Source organism: Maribacter litoralis (genome assembly GCF_003075045.1).
Classification (GTDB): Bacteria; Bacteroidota; Bacteroidia; order Flavobacteriales; family Flavobacteriaceae; genus Maribacter; species Maribacter litoralis.
In genome coordinates this window covers 103005-124972 of the sequence record NZ_QCZD01000004.1, presented here as the reverse complement: position 1 = coordinate 124972, position 21968 = coordinate 103005, and the positions used below count along the sequence as shown (strand labels likewise).

General features: G+C 35.0%; 21 protein-coding genes. 12 read left to right on the top strand and 9 right to left on the bottom strand.

The features are described from left to right. Nucleotides 1-723 carry a porin family protein gene (locus DCS95_RS16225; RefSeq protein ID WP_164674219.1) on the bottom strand — a complete coding sequence of 241 codons (723 nt, stop codon included), beginning with the start codon at nucleotides 721-723 and terminating at the stop codon, nucleotides 1-3. Between the two features lie 218 nt (nucleotides 724-941). Then, nucleotides 942-2726 carry a helix-turn-helix domain-containing protein gene (locus DCS95_RS16220; RefSeq protein ID WP_116771843.1) on the bottom strand — a complete coding sequence of 595 codons (1785 nt, stop codon included), beginning with the start codon at nucleotides 2724-2726 and terminating at the stop codon, nucleotides 942-944. A 247-nt stretch (nucleotides 2727-2973) separates the two neighbouring features. Between DCS95_RS16220 and DCS95_RS16215 the strand changes: the two genes are divergently transcribed. Genes DCS95_RS16215 through DCS95_RS16200 form a run of 4 tightly spaced genes read left to right on the top strand, consistent with a single transcriptional unit; the run spans nucleotide 2974 to nucleotide 5666 of the window. Beyond that, entirely contained in the window at nucleotides 2974-4017 is a 1044-nt protein-coding gene (locus tag DCS95_RS16215; protein ID WP_116771842.1) for an alpha/beta hydrolase, read from the top strand. 14 nt (nucleotides 4018-4031) lie between these two features. After that, nucleotides 4032-4556, top strand: coding sequence for an RNA polymerase sigma factor (locus DCS95_RS16210; protein WP_116771841.1), 525 nt, complete (start codon nucleotides 4032-4034; stop codon nucleotides 4554-4556). After that, on the top strand, nucleotides 4546-5205 hold the full coding sequence (locus DCS95_RS16205; RefSeq protein WP_116771840.1) for a hypothetical protein: 660 nt from the start codon (nucleotides 4546-4548) through the stop codon (nucleotides 5203-5205). The genes DCS95_RS16210 and DCS95_RS16205 overlap by 11 nt, the downstream gene beginning before the upstream one ends. A 2-nt stretch (nucleotides 5206-5207) precedes the next feature. Continuing rightward, on the top strand, nucleotides 5208-5666 hold the full coding sequence (locus DCS95_RS16200) for a hypothetical protein (RefSeq protein ID WP_116771839.1): 459 nt from the start codon (nucleotides 5208-5210) through the stop codon (nucleotides 5664-5666). Here the strand turns inward: DCS95_RS16200 and DCS95_RS16195 are convergent. Together DCS95_RS16195 and DCS95_RS16190 are read right to left on the bottom strand one after the other, a co-directional pair. Further along, complete coding sequence (locus DCS95_RS16195) at nucleotides 5653-6750, bottom strand: adenylate/guanylate cyclase domain-containing protein (RefSeq protein WP_116771838.1); 1098 nt, start codon at nucleotides 6748-6750, stop codon at nucleotides 5653-5655. The two genes, DCS95_RS16200 and DCS95_RS16195, sit on opposite strands and share 14 nt — an antisense overlap. 582 nt (nucleotides 6751-7332) lie before the next feature. Beyond that, on the bottom strand, nucleotides 7333-8082 hold the full coding sequence (locus DCS95_RS16190; protein ID WP_244178476.1) for a hypothetical protein: 750 nt from the start codon (nucleotides 8080-8082) through the stop codon (nucleotides 7333-7335). A 478-nt stretch (nucleotides 8083-8560) separates the two neighbouring features. Between DCS95_RS16190 and DCS95_RS16185 the strand changes: the two genes are divergently transcribed. From DCS95_RS16185 to rimK, 6 genes are all read left to right on the top strand, one after another. After that, a complete protein-coding gene (locus tag DCS95_RS16185) occupies nucleotides 8561-9964 on the top strand; it encodes an arginine decarboxylase (protein ID WP_116771837.1) in 1404 nt (467 codons plus the stop codon). Nucleotides 9965-10066: 102 nt separating this feature from the next. Next, a complete protein-coding gene (speB, locus tag DCS95_RS16180) occupies nucleotides 10067-11005 on the top strand; it encodes an agmatinase (RefSeq protein ID WP_116771836.1) in 939 nt (312 codons plus the stop codon). Then, entirely contained in the window at nucleotides 10992-11969 is a 978-nt protein-coding gene (locus DCS95_RS16175; RefSeq protein WP_116771835.1) for a deoxyhypusine synthase family protein, read from the top strand. Before speB ends, DCS95_RS16175 begins: the two co-directional genes overlap by 14 nt. A 2-nt stretch (nucleotides 11970-11971) precedes the next feature. Beyond that, nucleotides 11972-12289 (top strand): hypothetical protein, encoded by a 318-nt coding sequence (locus DCS95_RS16170; protein ID WP_116771834.1) that lies wholly within the window; start codon nucleotides 11972-11974, stop codon nucleotides 12287-12289. Nucleotides 12290-12483: 194 nt separating this feature from the next. Further along, a complete protein-coding gene (locus tag DCS95_RS16165; protein WP_116771833.1) occupies nucleotides 12484-14010 on the top strand; it encodes a bifunctional GNAT family N-acetyltransferase/carbon-nitrogen hydrolase family protein in 1527 nt (508 codons plus the stop codon). A gap of 37 nt (nucleotides 14011-14047) precedes the next feature. Then, nucleotides 14048-15418, top strand: coding sequence for a 30S ribosomal protein S6--L-glutamate ligase (rimK, locus tag DCS95_RS16160; protein ID WP_116771832.1), 1371 nt, complete (start codon nucleotides 14048-14050; stop codon nucleotides 15416-15418). Nucleotides 15419-15436: 18 nt separating this feature from the next. On the opposite strand, the gene DCS95_RS16155 is transcribed toward rimK, so the two are convergent. Then, nucleotides 15437-16384: an NAD-dependent epimerase/dehydratase family protein gene (locus DCS95_RS16155; RefSeq protein WP_116771831.1), complete on the bottom strand. Its 948-nt coding sequence runs from the start codon at nucleotides 16382-16384 to the stop codon at nucleotides 15437-15439. Between the two features lie 63 nt (nucleotides 16385-16447). On the opposite strand from DCS95_RS16155, the gene DCS95_RS16150 reads away from it, so the two are divergent. Both DCS95_RS16150 and DCS95_RS16145 read left to right on the top strand, forming a co-directional pair. Continuing rightward, the gene (locus DCS95_RS16150) at nucleotides 16448-16948 is read left to right on the top strand and encodes a hypothetical protein (RefSeq protein ID WP_116771830.1); all 501 of its coding nucleotides are present in this window, start codon (nucleotides 16448-16450) and stop codon (nucleotides 16946-16948) included. Further along, nucleotides 16935-17429, top strand: a complete 495-nt coding sequence (locus DCS95_RS16145; protein ID WP_116771829.1) for a nuclear transport factor 2 family protein — start codon at nucleotides 16935-16937, stop codon at nucleotides 17427-17429. Before DCS95_RS16150 ends, DCS95_RS16145 begins: the two co-directional genes overlap by 14 nt. Nucleotides 17430-17477: 48 nt before the next feature. Here the strand turns inward: DCS95_RS16145 and DCS95_RS16140 are convergent, their stop codons facing one another. The 4 genes from DCS95_RS16140 to DCS95_RS16125 all read right to left on the bottom strand — a co-directional run bounded on the left by DCS95_RS16140 (nucleotide 17478) and on the right by DCS95_RS16125 (nucleotide 21896). Next, on the bottom strand, nucleotides 17478-18182 hold the full coding sequence (locus DCS95_RS16140; protein WP_116771828.1) for a tetratricopeptide repeat protein: 705 nt from the start codon (nucleotides 18180-18182) through the stop codon (nucleotides 17478-17480). Nucleotides 18183-18314: 132 nt separating this feature from the next. Beyond that, complete coding sequence (locus tag DCS95_RS16135) at nucleotides 18315-18689, bottom strand: hypothetical protein (RefSeq protein WP_116771827.1); 375 nt, start codon at nucleotides 18687-18689, stop codon at nucleotides 18315-18317. Nucleotides 18690-18814: 125 nt separating this feature from the next. After that, a complete protein-coding gene (locus DCS95_RS16130) occupies nucleotides 18815-19621 on the bottom strand; it encodes an SDR family oxidoreductase (RefSeq protein ID WP_116771826.1) in 807 nt (268 codons plus the stop codon). Further along, nucleotides 19611-21896, bottom strand: a complete 2286-nt coding sequence (locus DCS95_RS16125) for a M28 family peptidase (RefSeq protein ID WP_116771825.1) — start codon at nucleotides 21894-21896, stop codon at nucleotides 19611-19613. Before DCS95_RS16125 ends, DCS95_RS16130 begins: the two co-directional genes overlap by 11 nt. Nucleotides 21897-21968 lie beyond the last annotated feature (72 nt).

The following is a 21968-nucleotide window of genomic DNA, read 5'->3' as shown; positions in this document are numbered from 1 at the left end:
TTAATTGTTCTGTAGTGCAAACGGATTGCTGTCAACGGCTTTCCAAAGAGCTATATCTCTTGTTTTGGCTTTTGATAATGGATTTTGTTTCCATTTTTTAGCCAGTAGTATATTCATATTAAAATACCGGTTGTACATGTCAGTCCCATTGCCCATATCGACCATACCGTAGTGATAGCGGAAATCTAAAAGTAATCGTGATTTTTTCAGTTGAATTTCATAACCTAAGCCAAATTGAAGTCCGGCATCCCAACGGCTATAACTCTCGGCACCGTCTCCAAAATTCATTTTTGTTTTACTTGCTTCCAAAGTTTCAGTGCCTTCTGTTTTTACTCTTCCTCCTAAATTGTAACTTACTACAGGTCCGGCATTCAAGTATATGTCACACAGATGCAAACGAGCTAAAAACGGTACGTCTAAGGTGTTGAAACGTATTCGTGTTTCTTGGTTCGTTAACGGGTTGTTCTGGCTTAATTTGGCACCCTTCATTACAAAGTACATTTCTGGTACTACAGAAAAATAATCTGTAATACCCAGTTGTAAAGATGCGCCGGCTTGTAAACCCCAATACCCTTTTTTAAAGTCTTTTATAGCATCATTGTTGTCCCCAAAACTCATACTGGTAGGGGTGTAATTCAATACAATGTCTAAGTACGTTTCTTGGGCAAATACATTAAATGTCAATAGGCTTATAACTATTAATAAAACTCCTTGTTTTTTCATGATTTGATTATTTTTTGATTGATGTTCTATTATTCGAACCACTTTTTAAATCATCACACTTTTTTTAAAAAAGTAGAAGCAGCTCAATTTCAAGCGCAAATTACTTGTCTTGGCCTTTTTAAAAGTTCGTATACACAGGTGTTGGTTCTAAAAAATAATTCAGAACCTTTTAAAATGAGGAAATGGTTTAATGAATAAAAAAGAAGAAAATGCCGGGCTTATAAATTTGCCTTAACCCATTGTTTAGGTGTTGTACCGGTTTCTTTCTTGAAAAAAGTATTGAAAACGGTTTTAGAATTAAAGCCGCTATCATACGCCAAACCTAATAGTGTAATGTGTTTATTTTCTGGTAAAACTGCCAATTGCTGAAATTCTCTAATTCTATAATGGTTTATAAAGTCGTTGAAATTTTTACCAAAATGATTGTTTAACAACCAAGATAGTTTGTTGGGGTGTAGGTTGATTTCATAAGCTAATTGCTTTAGCGATAATTCAGGATTGCAAAATCGCTTGCTATTTGTCATTGTATTTTCTAATGCTGTAGCAAAATCATTTAATTCTTCGCCTTCAAAGGGAGTTTCAGAATTGTTACTTTTCCCTTTTTCAATATTACTAGGTAAAACCGTGCTGCTAAATAGTTCGCTTACTAGGTCTTTGTAATTAGGTAGTTGGCGTAGCGGAGCTAAAAATGGGTCATTGTAGAAATTTATAAACTGACCAGTTTTTAATTCTGTATGGTGTTTTAATGTGTTTAAAGCACTATTCTTATCCTCATGTATTAAAATATAGAAATTCCAAGGTAAGTGTGTACTGTTTTCGTTTTTAACATCAATTGCTGACCCTATATTTTGGTTTTCAAAATGGTTGCTCCGGTTAACCAAATCGAACAATTTTTTGCAAAGATTGGGTCTTTCTAAATGCTTATTTATTTCAATATACCTAATAAAAGAGCTGTAATTATTTTGGTGTATGTAACAAGCTGTTTTTAGTTCCATTGCAAGAACGAAGGTTGGGTCTATTTTAAGGGATACATCTAATGAAATAATTGCATTATCAAAATCTCCCTGTAAATAATAAATGTTTCCTTTGGTGTAGTGGTGGTTTGGTGATAACGGATTTATTTCCAAAGCCAAATCAATGGTCGTTTTAGCCAAAGTAAACTTGCCTAAAGACGTTAAAATTTCGGATTTTGCTTCTAATGCTTCGGTGTATTTTGGGTTTATGTTTAAACACTTTTCTAAATAGGATAAGCCTTCATTATACAACCAATTTCCCCAAAAACTAATGGTTGCTTTTCCAAAATGACCAACATGGGAAGTTGGGTTTAAACCAACCCCTTTATCTAAATAAAATGCAGCTTTTGCAATTCCTTCTTTGTGGTTAATATATTGCCAGCTTGCCAAAATACCATAACACCAACCAATACCTACATAGGCATCTGCAAATAAAGGGTCAATGACAACACTTTGTTCATAATAAGTAATGGCAGTGTTAATGTCCTCTAAACGCCAATTTAATTGAAAAGAACGTCCTTTTAGAAAAAGTTTATAAGCTTCAATGTTATTGGTTGCCGATGCTACCAGATGTTCTTGTAACTCAAAATGACCGAAATTTTCACGTATTTTATCGGCAATTAGTAAACTAATTTCATCTTGTAGCTCAAAAATATCAGTAAGCTCACGGTCAAAATTTTCAGACCACATATGAAACCCGTTATCGGTGCGTATTAACTGTGCGGTAATCCGTACTCTTTCTTTAATAATACGAACGCTACCTTCCAATAGAGTTTCAACGCCAAGTTCATTTCCTATATGGCGTGCATCTAACGATTTGTTTTTATAGAAAAATGATGAGGTTCTAGCGGTAACTTTTAGCCCATTAATTTTGGTAAGGGCATTGATGATTTCTTCAGAAATACCGTCTGAAAAGTAATCATTTTCAGTACTCCCAATATTTTTAAATGGTAGTACGGCTATCGATTTCGTGTTAAAAACAGCGTGCACGGGTCAATTAATATTTGTTTCTCGGGGATGACTTGGTTATTCGGTATTTTAAAAATACCAAATTTTCATAGAAAACTACAAGGATATGAGATATAGAACTTAGAAATGATAATCAGAACATTTACTTGTAGGATGTAGGCTACATTTATATTGGTAATCAAAGATTTATAAAGATAATTGTTGAAAAGTGTGATTATATTCAGTCAAGTGCGAATCATATAATAAACAATCAAAAAATCAAACAGTCATGAAAAAATTTGTCAATCATCTAATGTTGTTCACCTTTCTGTTTTCGATGCCATTGATTATGGCTCAAGAGAATTGGGAGCAATTTGAAAAAACGCAAAGTGAAGTCACTAAACTGATTCAATTGCCCGACCCTACTTTTAAACCGCAACAACATCAGAAACTTATGGATGCTAAAGCCATGGCTGATTTAGGTATGGAGCAGCTATATAAAAATGAGTCTAGAAAATTTACTGCTAAAGATGGAAAACAATTGTTCGCTTATCAATACAATAGCGATAGTAATACCACCATTCTTCTTTTACACGGAATTTTATCTAGTGCCTATATGATGAATAGAACAGCAGGTTTATTACAAGAAGCTACGCAAAGCGAAATTGTAGCGCTAGATTTTAGAGGTCATGGGCAATCTGAAGGAACTCCGGGCGATGTATCATACATAAACCAATATGTAGATGACGTCATAGTTGTGGTTACGAGTATAAAAAAGGAAAAACCTAATCAAAAAATTATACTCGCCGGGCACTCCATGGGTGGTGGTATTATTCTAAGATATGTTATGGCTAAAGACGCTGTAGCAGTAGACGGGTATTTACTTTTTGCACCGCAATTGGGCGCAAATTCTCCAACAATAAATGTTGCTCCAGTAGAAGGGGATCAAGAACCATTTTTAAAACTGCATTTAAATAGAATTATTGGTATAAAAATGATGAACGCTATTGGTGAAACTAAGTATAATGATTTGCCTGTGCTTTTCTTTAACCTGCCAGAATCTATGCCTGTAACTAAGTATAGTTATCGTGCCAATGAAAGTATGTATCCTGCAGATTATAAGGAAGGATTACAACATATAACCAAACCTTTGCTTGTAGTAGTTGGCGCCAATGATGAGGCATTTGTAGCTGAGAAATACCATAATGCAGTTACTGAAAATAGTAGTGGGAAGGTTTTTGTGATTCCTGATGAAACGCACAACGGAATTCGCCATAATAATAAAGCCATGAAGATTATTGCTAACTGGTTCAATAACCATAACTTACAGTAACCACCAACCAACTCATGGAACCTGCCAAAAAGGAGAAATTTATACGAGTAATAGATGAACATAAACGGATCATCTATAAGATTGTGAACTCTTATTGCCCACAACGTGAAGACCGGAAGGATTTAGAACAAGAGATAATCATTCAATTATGGAATGCTTTTGATAACTATAACCCTAATTACAAGTTTACTACTTGGATGTACCGAATTGCCTTAAACACCGCTATTTCGTTTTATAGAAAAGAAAAAAAATGGTATCAAAGAAATGATTTTTTTAATGATGAATCTGTATTTTGTTTAGAAAATGGTAGTAATGTAGAAGCGTTGGAATTATCTGCAAATGTAAAAATGCTTCAGGGTTTTATTCAAAAACTAAAAGAACTCGATAAGGCAATTATGCTATTGTATTTAGAAGAAAACAGCTATGAAGAAATCGGTGATATATTAGGCATTTCTACCTCCAATGTAGGTACCAAAATTGGTAGAATAAAAGTAAAAATTAAGAAAGAATTTGATAAAATAAAACGTCATGGAAGATAAAGAAATAAGAGAACTTTTTGCAGAATATAATGACAAGTTAGATACTGTTCTAAGTTTGAATAAGGCTTCGATAGAAAAGATAAAGCTTGAAAATACTAAAAAGCAAACACGTAATATCCTTGTAAAAAGAAGTATAGAAGTAATGTTTTTTTTAATGGTGTTGATAGTACTTGGTAAATTTACGGCCGATCATTGGGGTATGTTACATTTGGCTGTTAGCGGTATTATTTTGCATATTTTTGGACTCATAGCACTAATTGGTAGCATAGGACAACTGACTTTAGTAACCCAAATTGATTATGCTAAACCTATTGTAGAAATTAGGGAGAAAATAGAAAAGATAAACGCGCATAGTTTGTTATTTATAAAACTTGCTTTTCTATCAGCGCCGGTGTGGTGGGCTTATCCTATTGTAGCATTGGCCTATTTTTTCGATTTTGATATTTTCCCTCATTTAGATGTCGCTTTTGTAAATAAGTATGTAATTATTAATGCACTATTATTGGTACCATTAGTGTGGTTACTTAAAAAGTTAAGTTATAAGAACATGCACATTAAATGGGTGAAAAGAACTATAAATATTCTAGCAAGTACCAATACCAGAAAAGCAGTTAATTTTTTAAATGATATTGAAGAATTTAAAAAGTAGTTATGGAGAAAAAAACGTATTCTGTAGATAAAAGAAGATTAATAGCCATTAGTTTTGGAGTACTCGCCTTAATTCTTAGTATTGTCTTCTTTTTAAAAGTTGATACCCCGCAACATTTAGGAGATTATTTTACCCAGGCATATTATGGTCAGTTTGGCGCTATTGCTATTTGTGTAGAATTAATTGCGGCAGCGTATTACCTCTATGTAGGTCACAAAAAAACAAATTTTACAATGGCGTTGTTTGCTTTTACTGTGGTATTAAATGGTATTCTTAATTTGTTTGGTGTTGGTACCGTAATAATTCCATTAGCAATTATGATGTTGCTTTTGGTTAGTGGCGGTATCGCTTTTTTTATCGCTTTTTCCAATGCGTTCAATCTCGGTAAGATTTCTATTGGAAATGTAATTTTAAGTTTTGTATTCGGTAATATTATAGCCTTTTACTTCAACTACTTCTAAAAACCGTAAAGAGCTCCATTTTCTCTTCTTTACCTTTTAATTCGGAAACACCCATGGACTTTACCTTAAAACTATGATCTGGTTTTAGCTCTTTAATGAGTTTTTTAGATATTAGTATATCAACATTATGCGAGTTACATAGCCCTTGAATTCTTGCAGTAGTATTTAAAACATCGCCAGTGAATATAATTTCTTTCTTTAGAGTTCCGATTTCACCGGTGGTTACTTCACCTACGTGAAAACCAGATTTAAAAGTGGGCTCTAGTCCAAATTTGTTTTTGTACCAATTGGCTTTGTTGTGCAGGTCTTGCTTCATGGCTAAAAAACAGTTTATCCAGTTGTTGTTCTTTATTCCTTCTTCATACTTCCAAGAGATTATAATCTCATCGCCTACGTATTGGTACACCGAACCAGAATGATTGGTAATTGCATTGGTGAAATCACTATAGTATGCTTTTAGCAGTTTAAAATATTCTATATGCCCCAATTGTTCTGCAATGGTGGTAGAAGATTTCATATCACAAAATAAAAATATGCGCTTTTCTTGAATGGGCTTATGATATTTTCCAGTAAAGAAGTTCATAAACACTGCATCACCTACATGAAAACTAATTTCCGAATAAAAGAGGCTCGCAAAAAGACTCACGGCTATAGATACTAAGGTACTTATAAAGTCTAGACTAATTAAAAAATTAGATAGTTTGTAAATGACCATTTCGCTTAATGGAGGCAACCCGAGCTCAATGGATGCAGCAATAGGATACACGAAAATTATGGCCAGCACTAAGAAAAATGTGTAGAAGCTAAGTTTATAGAATATCTTTTTATAAAAGCTTTTAGTATTGAATAATTTTCCTAACCACATTATTTCTACTGCCCCAACAATAAAACCGATTAGCGTAACCGAAATCATGGCAAATATGAAGACCTTTGGGGTTAGTGTGATAACTACATTAGGGTTTAGGTTTTTATGACTGGTGGCTGCCTCTTGAATAAAAAGCACGAAAAAACCGATAAGGCACCAAATGACACCGAATGGTAGAATTCGTTGTAGTCTTCTTTTTGTTTTTGGTGAAAAACCCATTCAGTTTTTAAGTTTTATCTATTCAATACAAGAATCACTATTCTCTAATGTAATAAAGAATGATTTAAGATCATTGTTTCATATATGAAATATAGTAATTGCTAAAATAATTGGAATTTACTTGAATTAAGGAATCAATAAATCAATTTGGTAACAGAATGTTTACCTATAAATTACTTTACAGCCACTTTGGAGTATTAGTTTTGCTGTGCCCTAAAAAAGGGATACGTTCTTAGTTTGAGTTAGTTTGAAAAAGCCGATTGATAAAATCGGCTTTTTTATGCCATAAAATCATGACTTTTATCTCTTATTTACTATTAAACCATAGTGGGTTTAATTTTTGTTTTCTGTAAAAAAGAAAACCCATAAAAAGGCGATTACCAAACAAATAGCAAAAAATCCGAAAAGGTTAATGTAGTTGGACATAAGTAGGAATTTTCTACTAAACTATAAAAAGTATTGTACGGCTATGTTCATCTAATGTTATTTTCGATAAACGGTGGCCTTTTTATAATCTTACTCTATATCCTTATAATCAGCATCTAAATCGGAGTGGTTTTTAAAATGTAAGTTTGGTCTATCTTATTCGTCTGCCAATGATCTTTTGCTCCATATTTCATACATTGGCTCGCCTTTACTGTTTTTACCCGTGTGGTGCCAATCTTCACCTTCAATACTGTAGTTGAATTCCAAATCAGCACCAACCCTAGAATTATCTTTAGAGAAGAATTCTATAAACTCTTTATAGATTCCGTTTTCAGCGGAATAGGCGCCGCCGCCCGTGCCTGAAAAACGAAAAGATTCAGTGTCATAAGCTATCCATTGAAAAGTATTGTCCATTAAGAGCTTTAATGTCTTTCTTGAATTTTCTTCACCGCGTCTTTCTTGCCCGGTATCTGGTCCTCTAGTGGCAAAAAGCCATGCGCCGTCTAAATCTTGTGCTGTAGCTTTTATATGTTCTAACGTTAATTGTTGTTTCCAGTTCATTTTTAACTTATCATCTTCAACCTCAATAGGAATTGATAGTTCTCTTACAGCATCATTCTTGAAGTCGGAATTAAATTCTAAACGCGCTACCAATAGTTTGCCTGTTGAGGTATCGTCAATTTGAAAAAAGCCGCCCACTGTTTTTATAAATTTTGCAGGTTCAATTTCATATTCATTATAGATAAAATAATCCTGATTAATTTTTACTTGATGCACTCTTTTTACACCGTTATTTTCAATAGTATCAACATAAATTCCGCGCTTAATTTGACCGTAGGAAGCTAAACTTGCGGCAAAAAATAGAATTACTGCGAAATATGGTGTTTTTAAATTATCAATTTTCATTTTCTTAGTTTTAAATTTGTTGTTTTAATGCATTAAAAATAAGATAGTTATATTTTTATTTCAGTATTTTCAGGTCTAATTTTTAAAATTTTTGTCACTGGTCGTAAAAAAAACGAAAAAGCTTGTTTTTTCATTTTTTTTGATTTCATTTGTCCTGTCCTAATATACAACTTTGTATGTTGGAGATTTCAGGCTTTTAGCTGAACATTATGTATCGTTATTCTATGTTCGGGTTTGAGGGAAATTGGAAGTATTTCCCACAAATGGCTTATAAGATAGGTTGCCGATTAGTAAAGCAAACTTCCGCCCTTTATTCTAGTATCATGCAAAGTCAGCATGATTACTTCTTTATTCCTACTACACAACGTCAAATATTGGTGTGATACCCTGTTTCTACATGGTTACGTTTTCTTAACTTTAAGTCACTTGGCTAGTTACTATATTTATAAAATATCATATTTCATTTTAATTCAATTTCATGAATACCAAATACATTGATCTAATTGATCAAACTTATTATTTTCCCCAAGAAGAATTTAATTTAGACGGAGAGCACTTGCAGTTTCACGGCATACCTTTGAACGAGTTGGTGCAGCAATATGGTAGTCCGTTAAAATTCACATATTTACCAAAAATTTCAGAGAATATTTTAAGGGCCAAAAACTGGTTCGCCAATGCTATAGAAAAAAATAATTATAAGGGTAAATACCATTATTGTTATTGTACTAAAAGCTCACATTTTCAGCATGTAATGCACGAGGCTTTAAAGAACAATATTCATATGGAAACCTCTTCGGCCTTCGATATCAATATCATTGAAAAATTAAAAGCAGATGGTAAGTTAACAAATGAAACCTATGTTATCTGTAACGGTTTCAAGCGCGAAAAATATATAGATAATATTGCTCGTTTAATCAATGACGGACACCAAAATTGTGTGCCTATAATCGATAATTACGAAGAGATAGATTTATTGTCAGATGAGATTAACGATACTTTTAAAGTTGGTATTCGTATTGCATCTGAAGAAGAGCCGAAATTCGAGTTCTATACCTCTCGTTTGGGTATCGGTTACAAGAATATTGTTCCTTTTTACGAAAATCAAATTAAAGACAATGATAAGGTAGAACTTAAAATGCTACACTTCTTCATTAATACGGGTATACGTGACAATGCATATTATTGGAACGAGCTTGTAAAATGCTTGAAAGTATATGTTCGTTTAAAGAAGATTTGCCCATCATTAGATAGTTTAAATATTGGAGGCGGTTTTCCAATAAAGAACACGTTGGCGTTTGAGTACGATTACCAATATATGATCAATGAAATTTTAAATCAGATTAATATTACGTGCTCAGAAGCAGATGTACCAGTTCCTCATATTTTCACCGAATTCGGTAGCTTCACGGTAGGTGAGAGTGGCGGTGCAATTTACGAAATTCTATATCAGAAACAACAGAACGATCGTGAGAAATGGAATATGATTGATTCTTCTTTCATAACGACCTTACCAGATACTTGGGCGATCAACAAAAGGTTTATCATGCTGCCAATTAATCGTTGGAACGATGAATATGAGCGCGTTCTGTTGGGCGGTTTAACATGTGATAGTGATGATTACTACAATAGTGAACAGAACATGAACGCTATTTATTTACCAAAGTATAAAAGGGAAAAACCGCTGTACATCGGCTTTTTTAATACAGGTGCTTATCAAGAGACCATTGGTGGGTATGGAGGTTTGCAACACTGTTTGATTCCGCAGCCAAAACACGTATTGATTGATAAAGATGAAAAAGGTAACTTCACTTACAAACTCTTTAGAGCCCAGCAAAAAGCAGAAGACCTGTTAGATATTCTAGGTTATCAAGTAAATGCTTAGCATGAAGAAAAAGAACGGGATAACAAAGACCGATACAAACAGAATTACGTATATAAAATTGAAAATATTACTAAAAAACCACTTAACAATAGCTAATATATCATGAGTACATCTAAGAATTATGCCGGTATTTCCGATGAATTCGCGCAACTAGAAAAATCAAAAATTATCTTGATACCTGTTCCCTATGACGGAACCAGTACATGGGGTAAAGGAGCGGACAAAGGTCCTGATGCTTTTTTGGAAGCTTCAGAAAACATGGAATTGTATGATATTGAAACCGACTCTGAAGTTTACAAACAAGGTATTCATTTAACTGAGCCAATAACTGAGAATAGCTCTCCTGAGGCTATGGTGAATGAAGTGCATAACATTACCAAAGACTTTATTAAACGTAACAAGTTTGTAACTCTTTTTGGTGGTGAACATTCTATATCTATTGGTTCTATACGTGCCTTTAATGAGTGTTTCGATAATTTAACGGTGTTGCAGATAGATGCACATGCAGATCTTAGGGAATCTTACGAAGGTACCAAGTATAACCATGCCTGTGCAGTTTATGAAGCTAGCCAGACCACTAATTTAATTCAAGTAGGTATTCGTTCTATGGATGCCATTGAAAAAACGGTAATGGATGAGGAAAAAACCTTCTTTGCACATGATATGATCGCTGATGAATATTGGTCAGATAAGGTGATCGAAGCCATGACGGACAATGTATTTATTACATTCGACCTAGATGCTTTTGACCCTTCTATAATGCCATCTACCGGCACTCCAGAACCAGGCGGATTACTTTGGTACGAGACCATTGAGTTTTTAAAACAGGTTTTTGAAGATAAGAACGTGGTAGGTTTCGACATTGTTGAGCTTTGCCCTAACGAAAATGATAGATCGTCAGACTTCTTGGCGGCAAAATTATATTACAAGATGCTCAGCTATAAATTTGCGGGGCAAGATTTTGATCAAGAGTATGACAATACTTTTGATGTAGATTATAAAGCAAATACAAATTCAAGATTCGAAGATGACGAAGACTAAAGGTGCGATCACCAATTTTATAGAAAAATACTATTTACATTTTAATGCCGCTGCCTTGGTCGATGCCGCAAAGGGGTATGAAGAACAGTTGGAAAATGGAGCCAAAATGTTGGTTTCGTTGGCTGGTGCTATGTCCACCGCAGAATTAGGTAAAATCTTTGCAGAGGTTATACGTCAAGATAAGGTGCAGATCATTTCCTGTACGGGTGCTAACCTTGAGGAAGATATCATGAATTTGGTAGCACATTCTCATTACAAGCGTGTGCCTAATTACAGAGACTTGACTCCGCAAGATGAGTGGGACCTGTTGGAAAAAGGACTGAATCGTGTTACGGATACCTGTATACCAGAAGAAGAGGCTTTTAGAAGATTACAAGAGCATATTTTTAAAATCTGGAAAGATGCCGATGATAAGGGAGAGCGTTATTTACCACATGAATTTATGTACAAAATGTTGCTTTCGGGTGTCTTGGAAGAATATTATGAAATTGACCTTAAAGATTCGTGGATGTATGCAGCTGCAGAAAAAAACCTGCCTATCATTTGCCCAGGTTGGGAAGATAGTACCATGGGTAACATTTTTGCATCGTATGTAATGAAGGGGGAGTTGAAAGCGAGTACCATGAAATCTGGTATCGAGTACATGACGTTCTTGGCAGATTGGTATACCGATAATTCTGAAAATGGAATCGGATTCTTCCAAATTGGTGGTGGTATCGCGGGCGATTTCCCTATTTGTGTTGTGCCGATGCTATATCAAGATATGGAACGAACCGACACTCCGTTTTGGAGCTATTTCTGTCAAATTAGCGACAGTACAACAAGTTATGGTTCGTACTCAGGTGCAGTGCCAAATGAAAAAATTACCTGGGGAAAATTAGATATCAATACACCCAAATATATTATTGAAAGCGATGCGACGATTGTTGCACCATTAATTTTTGCTTACCTATTAGACATGTAATTATGGACAAGAACGCACACTTAAAAAGAGTAATCGTGGACTTTAAAAAGTTGACGCCAGAAGTTTTAAAACTGTTGGTAGACAAATATCCTGATGGATATGACGACCGTAATATAATCTCCTTTAGAAATGCTCAAGGAGAACGTATTGAAGCGGTTGAGGTTTTAACCGAAGACACCAAGTATTTGGTTAAAATCAGTGCCAAACTTGAGTATACAATGGAGAATTATGATGAAGATGACTATGAAGATTTTGACGATGATGATCCAACAGCGGTAGTAGAGCCAGATCCAGAGGATATGGTTGATGGTGATGATTAAGATTAAATGTATTTTAATCTAAGTTTGATCACGTATATACAAATGATATTTCCGGTCTGCTTTCTGTAGACCGGTGTATATTTTTTTCTCTTACTTGGAGAAAAATATGTTTTTCCGAATACCACTTGGGTTAGCCCAAAAACTGCTTTCCATTTAAAACTATAAACTAATATCGTTGTACTTACAACAGATAAATGAAAATCGACGAAATTGAAAATATTGAATTAAAGTTTTTAGATCTTGATGATTATCAAGAACTGAAAACTGCTATGATTTCTGCCTATACCAATATGCCCGGCTCTTATTGGAAAGAGAAACATATTAAATCTTTGATCGAAAAATTTCCTGAAGGTCAGGTTGTAATTAAGATCAATGGTCAACTTGCAGGTGTAGCCTTATCAATTGTGGTAGATTATGATGCTTTTGATGATACCCATACTTACGAGCAAATTACCGGCAAGTATTCTTTTGACACCCATGATGATGAGGGCGATGTGCTTTATGGTATTGAAGTATTTATAAAACCAAGTTTTAGGGGGTTACGTTTAGGTCGTCGTTTGTACGATTATAGAAAAGAACTTTGTGAAAAGTTAAACTTAAAGAGTATTGTTTTTGGAGGTCGTATGCCTAATTACCATGCCTATGCATCAGAATTGTCTCCAAAAGAATATATAGATAAGGTTCGTAGAAAAGAAATTCAAGATCCAGTTCTAAACTTTCAAATTAGTAATGACTTTCATCCTGCAAAAGTGATGAAAGGGTATTTAGATGGTGACAAGGCTTCTCAAGATTTCGCTATTTTGATGGAGTGGGATAATATCTACTATCAAAAGCCTTCTAAAAAAGCGGCTACAAAGAAAACAGTAATTAGATTAGGGTTGATCCAGTGGCAAATGAGACCTTATAAAGATTTGGACGAGCTATTGGAGCAGGCAGAATATTTTATAGATGCGGTTTCTGGCTATCGTTCAGATTTTGCGTTGTTTCCTGAGTTTTTTAATGCCCCTTTAATGGCAGTGAACAATCACATGTCTACGCCCGATGCCATTCGGGAACTGGCAAAACATACACAGGCAATAGCCCAAAAATTCTCAGAGTTTTCCATATCGTACAACATCAACATTATTACAGGTAGTATGCCCGAGGTAATCGATGGGCGTTTGTACAACGTAGGTTATTTATGTAGACGAGACGGAAGCATGGAGCGTTATGAAAAATTACATGTAACTCCAGATGAAGCCAAAGTTTGGGGTATGCAAGGTGGTAACCAATTAAAGGCTTTTGATACCGATTGTGGTAAAATAGGCGTGTTGGTTTGCTACGATTCAGAATTTCCCGAATTAAGTCGTCTATTGGCAGATGAGGGTATGGATATTTTGTTCGTTCCCTTTTTGACCGATACGCAGAACGGATACTCAAGAGTTCGTCATTGTGCTCAGGCAAGGGCAATAGAAAATGAATGTTACGTTGCTATTGCCGGTAGTGTTGGTAACTTGCCCAATGTACAGAATATGGATATTCAGTTTGCACAATCTATGGTGTTTACACCGTGCGATTTTTCATTCCCGACTAACGGAGTTAAGGCAGAGGCAACACCGAATACAGAAATGATCTTAATTGCCGATGTCGATATTAGTTTGCTTCGTGAACTAAATCAGTTTGGTGCGGTACGTAATCTTCGCGATAGAAGAATAGATTTATTTGAGTTAAAAAAGAAATAAGAAAGCCCCTATATTTAGGGGTCAAAAACAAACAAAATTGGATAATTTAAAGATAATAGGTAGTGAAGAGTGGTGTGTTTTTAATGAATTAGGAATACCGGCAATAAAAGCTAGGGTAGATTCTGGTGCAAAGACGTCTTCTATACAGGCTACAAACATTAAAATAGTATCTAAAGGTGGTCAAGAATGGGTAAAATTTGAGGTAAGTCCGCTACAAGAAAACCGCAGTATAGCCATAGAATGTCAAGCAAGGTTAATTGCCCGCCGTATGGTTAAAAGTTCATCTGGTATTTCAGAAGAACGATTGGTTATTAAAACACCAATAACTTTAGGAGATGCTACTTTTGATATTGAGCTTACATTGGCCAATAGAGATACGATGGAATTTCGTATGCTTTTGGGTAGAGAGGCCTTAAACGAACGTTTTATTGTAAACCCTGCCGTAAACTATCAATTACAATCTTTTGAAGATAAAGAGATCAATACGTTTTATGCACCTTATTTTAAGGAGAAAACAGGGTTAAAAATTGCATTGCTAGCCAGTAATCCTAATCTATATAGTAATAAAAGAATTGTTGAGGCTGCGGAGGCTAGAGGTCATGAAATACATTTTTTAAATGTTGAGCAAGCCTATATGAAGCTCGATGCCCATTCTCCCGAAATAAGATATAGAGGTGGTATCATCTTAAAAGAGTATGATGCCGTAATACCAAGAATTAAACCATCGGTTACGTTTTATGGTTGTGCGTTAATTCGTCAATTTAATAATCTAGGGGTATACTGTCAGAACTCGGCAGAGGCAATTACACAGTCAAGGGATAAGTTGTTCGCCTCTCAATTATTCTCTAATCATGATATTCATATACCGATAACCGGATTTGCAAAATCACCTATGGATACCAAAGACCTGATAAAAATGGTAAACGGTGCGCCGTTGATTATTAAACTTCTGGAAAGTACGCAAGGCAAAGGTGTTGTTTTGGCGGAAACCAACAAGGCGGCAGAAAGTGTTATCAATGCCTTTAAAAGTGTTAATACAAACATTTTGGTACAGGAGTTTATTAAAGAAGCAAACGGGCAAGATATTCGTTGTTTCGTGGTAAACGGTAGGGTAGTTGCCAGTATGCAGCGCCAAGCCCAAAAAGGGGAGTTTAGGGCCAATATTCACCAAGGTGGTAAGGCTTCTATTATCAAAATTACTGCAGACGAGAAAAAGCTGGCGTTAAAGGCAGCCAAGGTATTGAACCTAGCCGTTGCAGGTGTAGATATTATTCGCTCCAATAAAGGACCGTTATTATTAGAAGTCAACTCTTCACCGGGACTAGAAGGTATTGAAAACGCTACGGGTAAAGACATTGCCAATGCTATGATTATGGCAATTGAAAAGCGATTGAAATTTACCAACTAATTTATTTTGAAGAACAGGCTACACCCTGTTCTTCAAATTTTCTAACATTGCTTTTGTTGTTTTTTCAAGGTCAAATTCCGCTTTCCAGTTCCAGTCTTTTTGTGCTTTGCTATCATCTATACTGCTTGGCCACGAATTAGCGATTTCTTGTCTAAAATCCGGTTCGTAGGTTATTTTAAATTCAGGAATAACAGCTTTAATACTTTCCGCCATTTCCTTTGGCGTAAAACTCATAGCAGCTAAATTGTAGGCAGAACGTTCTTTAATGTTTTCTTCAGGTGCTTCCATGATTTGTAAAGTGGCACGTATGGCATCGTCCATGAACATCATGGGTAATTTGGTATCCTCTTCTAAAAAGCAAGTGTATGATTTTTCTGCAAGTGCTTTATGATAAATTTCAACGGCATAATCCGTAGTGCCGCCACCGGGCATGGTTTTCCAACTAATAAGCCCTGGGTAACGTATACTTCTTACATCAACATTGAACTTGTTGAAATAATATTCACACCAACGTTCACCGCTCTGTTTACTTATTCCGTAAACCGTACTTGGTTCCATAATGGTATTTTGAGGAGTGTCATCTTTGGGTGTATTCGGACCAAAAACGGCAATACTGGATGGCCAGAAAATCTTATCTATTTTTTTCTCTTTAGCTAAATTCAATACATTGAACAACGTATTCATATTCAAGTTCCAAGCACGCATGGGGAATTTTTCTGCGGTAGCGCTCAACATGGCCGCCATTAAATACACCTCAGAAATTTCATAGTAGGCGATTACCTCTTCCAAGGCATCATAATTGGTAGCGTCTAAAATTTCAAAAGGTCCAGATTGCATTAATTCATCGTTACCCTCTCTAATATCACTGGCAATAACATGATCACCTCCGTGTTTTTCTCTTAGAGTTAAAGTTAATTCCGTTCCAATTTGACCACAGGCCCCAATAATCAATATATATTTTGGCATTAAATTTTACGTTAAATGAATTTGAGATAAAGATACCTTTTCTTAAAATTTGTACATTCGCTTATGTCCAAAATTATCTATTTTTTATCACTCGTGGTGCTACTTGCCTCTTGTAAGGAGGAAGCAAAAGAACTTGATATTGTCCATGAATCTCTTTGGGAAGGAACAAAAGACAGCCTACCCAATAAAATTGGTGTAAATACTAAGGCAAATGCCATTTTAAAAGATTGGTTGGAATATAATGCCTTGGATAAAAGTTTCGATAAGATGTATACTTCTGAATACATTGAAGATTTTGAGCTTGTAATCGATGAAATTATAGAGAATCAAAAAAAACTAGAAGAAAGTGAATACCCTCCTAAATTTGATATTCAGCAGGTAAAAGGAAGACAAAAACTGTTCAAGACCTATGTTTTAAAAACCAAGGGCGATTTGGAATATAGACAGAATCCTACTGAATCTATGATTCAGATGATTACCGCTTATAATGCACTTAGAAATCAATTTAACGTTGTGGTCAACAATACGTTGCCAGAAGAATTACTCAAAAATGAAGAAAATTAGTCTATTAATAATACTGTTCTCTACCCTTGTCTTTTCTCAAAATGATGATATGGTGCAGATTACCGAAGCGTTGAACAATTGGCATAAAGCTGCAGGTGAAGCGGATTTCGATGCTTATTTCGGACTAATGACAGAGGATGCCGTTTTCATTGGTACCGATGCTACTGAAAATTGGCAGAGAGATGAATTTAAGAGTTTTTCCAAACCTTATTTTGACAAGGGAAAAGCTTGGAATTTTACTGCGATCGAACGCAATATTTATGTAAGTGATACTAGTAATATAGCTTGGTTCGATGAACTATTAGATACTCAAATGAAAATTTGTCGTGGTTCAGGTGTTGTAAAAAAGGTTGATGGTCAATGGAAAGTGGCGCATTATGTGCTTTCTATAGCAGTACCCAATGAATTGGTAAATCAACTTGTTGAACTAAAGAAAGAAAAAGACGACCTTCTCATGAAGGAGCTTAAAATGCAGAAATAAAAAAAGCGAATCAGTAAGATTCGCCTTTTTTATAAAAATTGAATTTTGTTATTTCTTTTCTTCCGGAGCTTCTTTTCTAGAAGTCAAAGCTTGTTTGCTTAAGCTTGCCAAATTAAAGTTCGGATCGATAGCCAAAGCTTCGTCTAAAGTAGCTATCGCTTGATCTATATTGGTTTTGTCCATGTTATACTGTATAAGTGCTTTTACATGTATAAAAGCTGCTTTTAAAGGTACTTCATAAGGTTGTTGACGTTCGTAAAAAGCATATTTCATATCGTCCTTTGCATTGGCAATTCCATATTCCACATGCTTCATGGCACCGGCGTTATCACCTGTTTGTACTTTAAGATCAGCAAGTTCATATGCCAAGTAGGCATTAGGCTCTCTTGCATACAAAGCTTCAAATTGCTCTAAGGCTCTTTTTGGTTGATTCAATGCCTTTAACGAAACCGCTTTTACTTGTATTGCCAAATTGGAGTCAGAATCTAATTTTTCAATACCGATAATATTTAAAGCTTGTAGATGTTGGTTGTCATTCGCATAGATATAAGCTAGGGTATCATTTCTTTCCTTGGATGGCGATAGCACGTTTAAGTGAGTAAGTGCATTAATAACACCATCAACATCACCCTGTAACCTCATTTGGTCATAAAATGCTTCGTAATGTTTAAGTAGTTCTGATTTGGTCTGTGAATATCCATAACTGCCAGATAGTAAAACGGCTGCTACTAATATTAAAACTGATTTTTTCATTTTTCCGATTCTTTTAAAGTGCGCTAAACTATTAAATTATTCTGTATGATCTTGTTAAGGAAAGGTTTAAATGTTCAAAACAAAAAAAGACGCCTATTTAGGCGTCTTTATAATTAAAAATAATACTAGTTCTTAAGCCAATTCAAGCTTGTTTTTCGAAGCTTTAAATGAGTTTATCAATTGGGTGTAAAAACCTAAACTCTTATTATCTTTTTCTAAACAAGAAAGCAGGAAGTTACATAGATTGGTAAACAATAAATTGGTGTAAAAAGTGGGTAAATAGGTATTTACCGTTTTAGGGTCATAAAGACTATCATCTTCTATAGCCTCCATTTGTATTCTGTGGCGGTGATAGTCAATAGTTACGTTCGTTGCATTATAATATTTTTTTAATAGTGCAATATGTAAATCCTTATACTTTTTAGAACTGTTCGGGTTCTTACAACTTAGGGAGATGAGCTTCTCTAATTCAACTAAAACCCTCTCCCGTATTAAATCTTTCTTCATAACATTATGGTTTTTAATTGTTAGACAAAGGTATGTATTACGCCGGTAAGTAGCTGAATGCCAATAGTATATTAACGCTGTTTTTGAGGTTTTGTTGTGAAAGGGTTATTAAGTGTGGTCAATGATCAATTTATAGGGGTAAGGAAATTATACTTATTAATAAGAAAAATACTACAAATTGATATTAATTTTAGATTTTCGCCCGTTGCTATATAAGTTGGAGGTTTAAGCCCCCTTTTCTCTGCTTCTTGGGTATAGTATGTTTTTTTGGTTGGATGCGCTGGATATACGGCGTTCAAGACATCATTAAAATGATTATGTTCTATGATTTTCTTAATTATACCAATGCAATCATCTAAATGAATTAAATTGACCGGAGCATTACCGCCACTTAGATTTTCCTTGCCCGACAGCATCGTAATAGGATGTCTGTTAGGTCCTATTAATCCGCCAAATCTTATGATGACGCTATTTAGTTCGGGATCCCTTTTTAAAAGGTTTTCACACTCCAATAATTGTTTGCCAGATTCGGTTGAGGGTATCGGTTCGGTTTTTTCCGTGACCTCACCTTTTATATCACCATAGACGGCCGTACTACTTGCAAAGATGATATTTTTTACGTTCAACCTTTTAATGGCCTTGTGAAGCAATTTAATTTTTTCAATGTAGCTTTCTTTCGGGCCTTTACCTCTCAATTTGGGGGGTATGTTGATAATTAAGACATCTAAGGACGAAAGAAAAGCATCGATATTTCCACTGATTTCCTTCTCGGATATGGAAATTTGAAATGGTTTGATGCCTTTTTCCTTTAAAACGGATAATTTATCCAGTGATGTGGTAGTGCCGTTCACCTTTAACCCTTCAACAACCAAACTTTCGGCAAGAGGCAAGCCAAGCCATCCGCAACCAATAACGCCTATTCTATTGATCAAAATTTATTTTTTGTACGGTTACTATGGCATCGTTTAACACAAAGGGCATTGGTATTTGGTCTTCTCTACGTGCAGGTATCGAGAACAAATCATTTTCCAGTAAGTCATTAGAAGCTTCGTAGAAGGTAAGCTCCAGTTCGGTTTCTGGTGAAATTTCTAAGGTAATATCAGTATAATTTTTATCGCTGATATAGTTTGTTATTAACCTACCGCCATTTCTATTTTTCAAAAAATACTCATTCAGCTCAATACCATTAACGGTTGCTTTTAAAATGTCAATTTCATTTGTAAATACTTCTAACCGGTTAATGTCTCTATTTGGTGTTATACATACGCTTATAGATCGTACATTGTTCTTTATGGTATCTTTTTGTACTTCAATGGTAGGCTTCGGAATATCCTTTAAGGGAGCTTTATAGGTATATGTGAAATCGGTACCGTATTTACTACTAATAGTTTTGTTTACTGCTGGAGGCACGGCTAGTTTATCTATAATATATTGTGCGGTCCAGTCAGATAATTTACGTTCGTAGGTTGCCCACATAGCAGTATTTTCATCAGTATTTAATACATATAATAAGCTCGTTGGCTTTGGACGGTCTTTTGTAAAACTAGAATCCATATGAGCGGATACCATAAAACCTGCAAACAGCAAGAAACTCAAAAAAGCCAGTGCACCTTTTTTACGGTATTTTGATACCAGTGGAAGTAACAAAAAGAAAATTAACGTGGTAAATATGGTAGTAGCTACCATCATTTTGAGTCCTAAGCCTATCGGAAACATTTGTACGAACGGAGCAAAAATGAACAATGCAGGTATGCCCAAGAATAATAATAAAAAAGGTTCAGGGTTTTTCTGGTTAATGTGCACATAAAAAGCAACCAAAAAGCTATATAGAGGTACAATAAAAAAGGAAGCCCCTTTTAGGTACGTGGCGACCAGGCCACAAATAATAATCCAAATGATAAATGGCGCTACTAATAAATTTGCTGTTTTGACAACTCTAAATCTATAATAAGCATAAAAACAAGTGGCTAAAGAGAAAAGGGTAAATGCAAAAATATATGCATGGCCATTATAAGTGAATCCATGAAGAATATCTTGATATGCCGGGTAGAGCCATTTTAAAAATTGCCAACTAAAATATCCAACAGCTCCATTAATGATTAGGGTGAACAATACGGGTATACATCCTTTTAATATATCCTTTCCGTTCAGTACTTTTTTCTTAAAACCTAAAATCAACAGTACTATAAAAACGACAATGGCAATAATCAGCATGGGCGTTATCCAACTAAACGGATAAGACACCATTTTAAAAAACGGTACATTGAAATACACGCTGTCATCCATACTTTTTAGATTCGTAAGGTCGGCATTGCTAAAATGTGTCAATAATGGCATTAAATAACTGCCTTGGTGCGCCAGGGTATTTCTATCCAGTCTTTCATAGTTGTCAATTTGGGTATGGTAATCAAAATGATCATCAATAAATGCAAAATTGAAACCATCTATGTCGGCATCTTCCCTAAATACAGTAAGATCGGTGTCGTTAGGTAACATTTTATAAATACTATAGGCTAATGAATTTGCTACAGGATATGCCGGATTTGCAGCTATAAATTCGGAAATTAATTTACTGTTCCCTCTGTTGGTTTCCATCAGCATATAACTAGGACCACCACTACCACGTGCCTCAAAATTTAAAACAAGTCCAACATCTTTTAGCCATTCATATTTATTGACAAAAAGAGACGCACCGTTGAGGCCTAATTCCTCCGCATCTGAAATTACTATGATGATGTCGTTTTTTGGAGTGGTATTGTTTTTTAAGAATGCCCGAACACCTTCTAAAATAGTGGCAACTCCACTTGCGGCATCACTAGCACCTAAAGAAGAATGTGGATTACTGTCGTAATGGCTAAGCAGTAACAGTGCCTTGCCCGGTTCTGTACCTTTAATTCTAGCAAGAACATTTTCGGCTTTGCTTAAATTACCCCAATCGCCAGCGGTATAACCTTCTTGTATTGTTGTTTCAAGTCCTAATAACTGAAGTTGGTCTGCAATATAATTACGTACTGTAGTATGTGCCGGAAAACCAACCCCATGAGGTTCTTTAGACATTTCCTTTACATGAACTAGGGCTCTATCTGTTGAAAATTGGGTTTCGTCAATGGTTTCGCCTGCCGTGTACTGTGGTAAAAGAACCCTGAAACTCCAATAAATGGCAAGAATAATAAGAAGTAAAGTTAATACGGTTGGCGTTTTTTTCATAATTACGATATTCTTCTAAAATGTATTAAAATTTTGAGTATAAAATGATATACAACGAATATTTTTAGCAAA

Excerpts from the sequence above, each read along its gene's own strand:
- DCS95_RS16225 (WP_164674219.1), bottom strand. The coding sequence starts at position 723 with ATGAAAAAACAAGGAGTTTTATTAATAGTTATAAGCCTATTGACATTT.
- DCS95_RS16215 (WP_116771842.1), top strand. The coding sequence starts at position 2,974 with ATGAAAAAATTTGTCAATCATCTAATGTTGTTCACCTTTCTGTTTTCG.
- DCS95_RS16210 (WP_116771841.1), top strand. The coding sequence starts at position 4,032 with ATGGAACCTGCCAAAAAGGAGAAATTTATACGAGTAATAGATGAACAT.
- DCS95_RS16205 (WP_116771840.1), top strand. The coding sequence starts at position 4,546 with ATGGAAGATAAAGAAATAAGAGAACTTTTTGCAGAATATAATGACAAG.
- DCS95_RS16200 (WP_116771839.1), top strand. The coding sequence starts at position 5,208 with ATGGAGAAAAAAACGTATTCTGTAGATAAAAGAAGATTAATAGCCATT.
- DCS95_RS16195 (WP_116771838.1), bottom strand. The coding sequence starts at position 6,750 with ATGGGTTTTTCACCAAAAACAAAAAGAAGACTACAACGAATTCTACCA.
- DCS95_RS16190 (WP_244178476.1), bottom strand. The coding sequence starts at position 8,082 with ATGAAAATTGATAATTTAAAAACACCATATTTCGCAGTAATTCTATTT.
- DCS95_RS16185 (WP_116771837.1), top strand. The coding sequence starts at position 8,561 with ATGAATACCAAATACATTGATCTAATTGATCAAACTTATTATTTTCCC.
- speB (WP_116771836.1), top strand. The coding sequence starts at position 10,067 with ATGAGTACATCTAAGAATTATGCCGGTATTTCCGATGAATTCGCGCAA.
- DCS95_RS16175 (WP_116771835.1), top strand. The coding sequence starts at position 10,992 with ATGACGAAGACTAAAGGTGCGATCACCAATTTTATAGAAAAATACTAT.
- DCS95_RS16170 (WP_116771834.1), top strand. The coding sequence starts at position 11,972 with ATGGACAAGAACGCACACTTAAAAAGAGTAATCGTGGACTTTAAAAAG.
- DCS95_RS16165 (WP_116771833.1), top strand. The coding sequence starts at position 12,484 with ATGAAAATCGACGAAATTGAAAATATTGAATTAAAGTTTTTAGATCTT.
- DCS95_RS16155 (WP_116771831.1), bottom strand. The coding sequence starts at position 16,384 with ATGCCAAAATATATATTGATTATTGGGGCCTGTGGTCAAATTGGAACG.
- DCS95_RS16150 (WP_116771830.1), top strand. The coding sequence starts at position 16,448 with ATGTCCAAAATTATCTATTTTTTATCACTCGTGGTGCTACTTGCCTCT.
- DCS95_RS16145 (WP_116771829.1), top strand. The coding sequence starts at position 16,935 with ATGAAGAAAATTAGTCTATTAATAATACTGTTCTCTACCCTTGTCTTT.
- DCS95_RS16140 (WP_116771828.1), bottom strand. The coding sequence starts at position 18,182 with ATGAAAAAATCAGTTTTAATATTAGTAGCAGCCGTTTTACTATCTGGC.
- DCS95_RS16135 (WP_116771827.1), bottom strand. The coding sequence starts at position 18,689 with ATGAAGAAAGATTTAATACGGGAGAGGGTTTTAGTTGAATTAGAGAAG.
- DCS95_RS16125 (WP_116771825.1), bottom strand. The coding sequence starts at position 21,896 with ATGAAAAAAACGCCAACCGTATTAACTTTACTTCTTATTATTCTTGCC.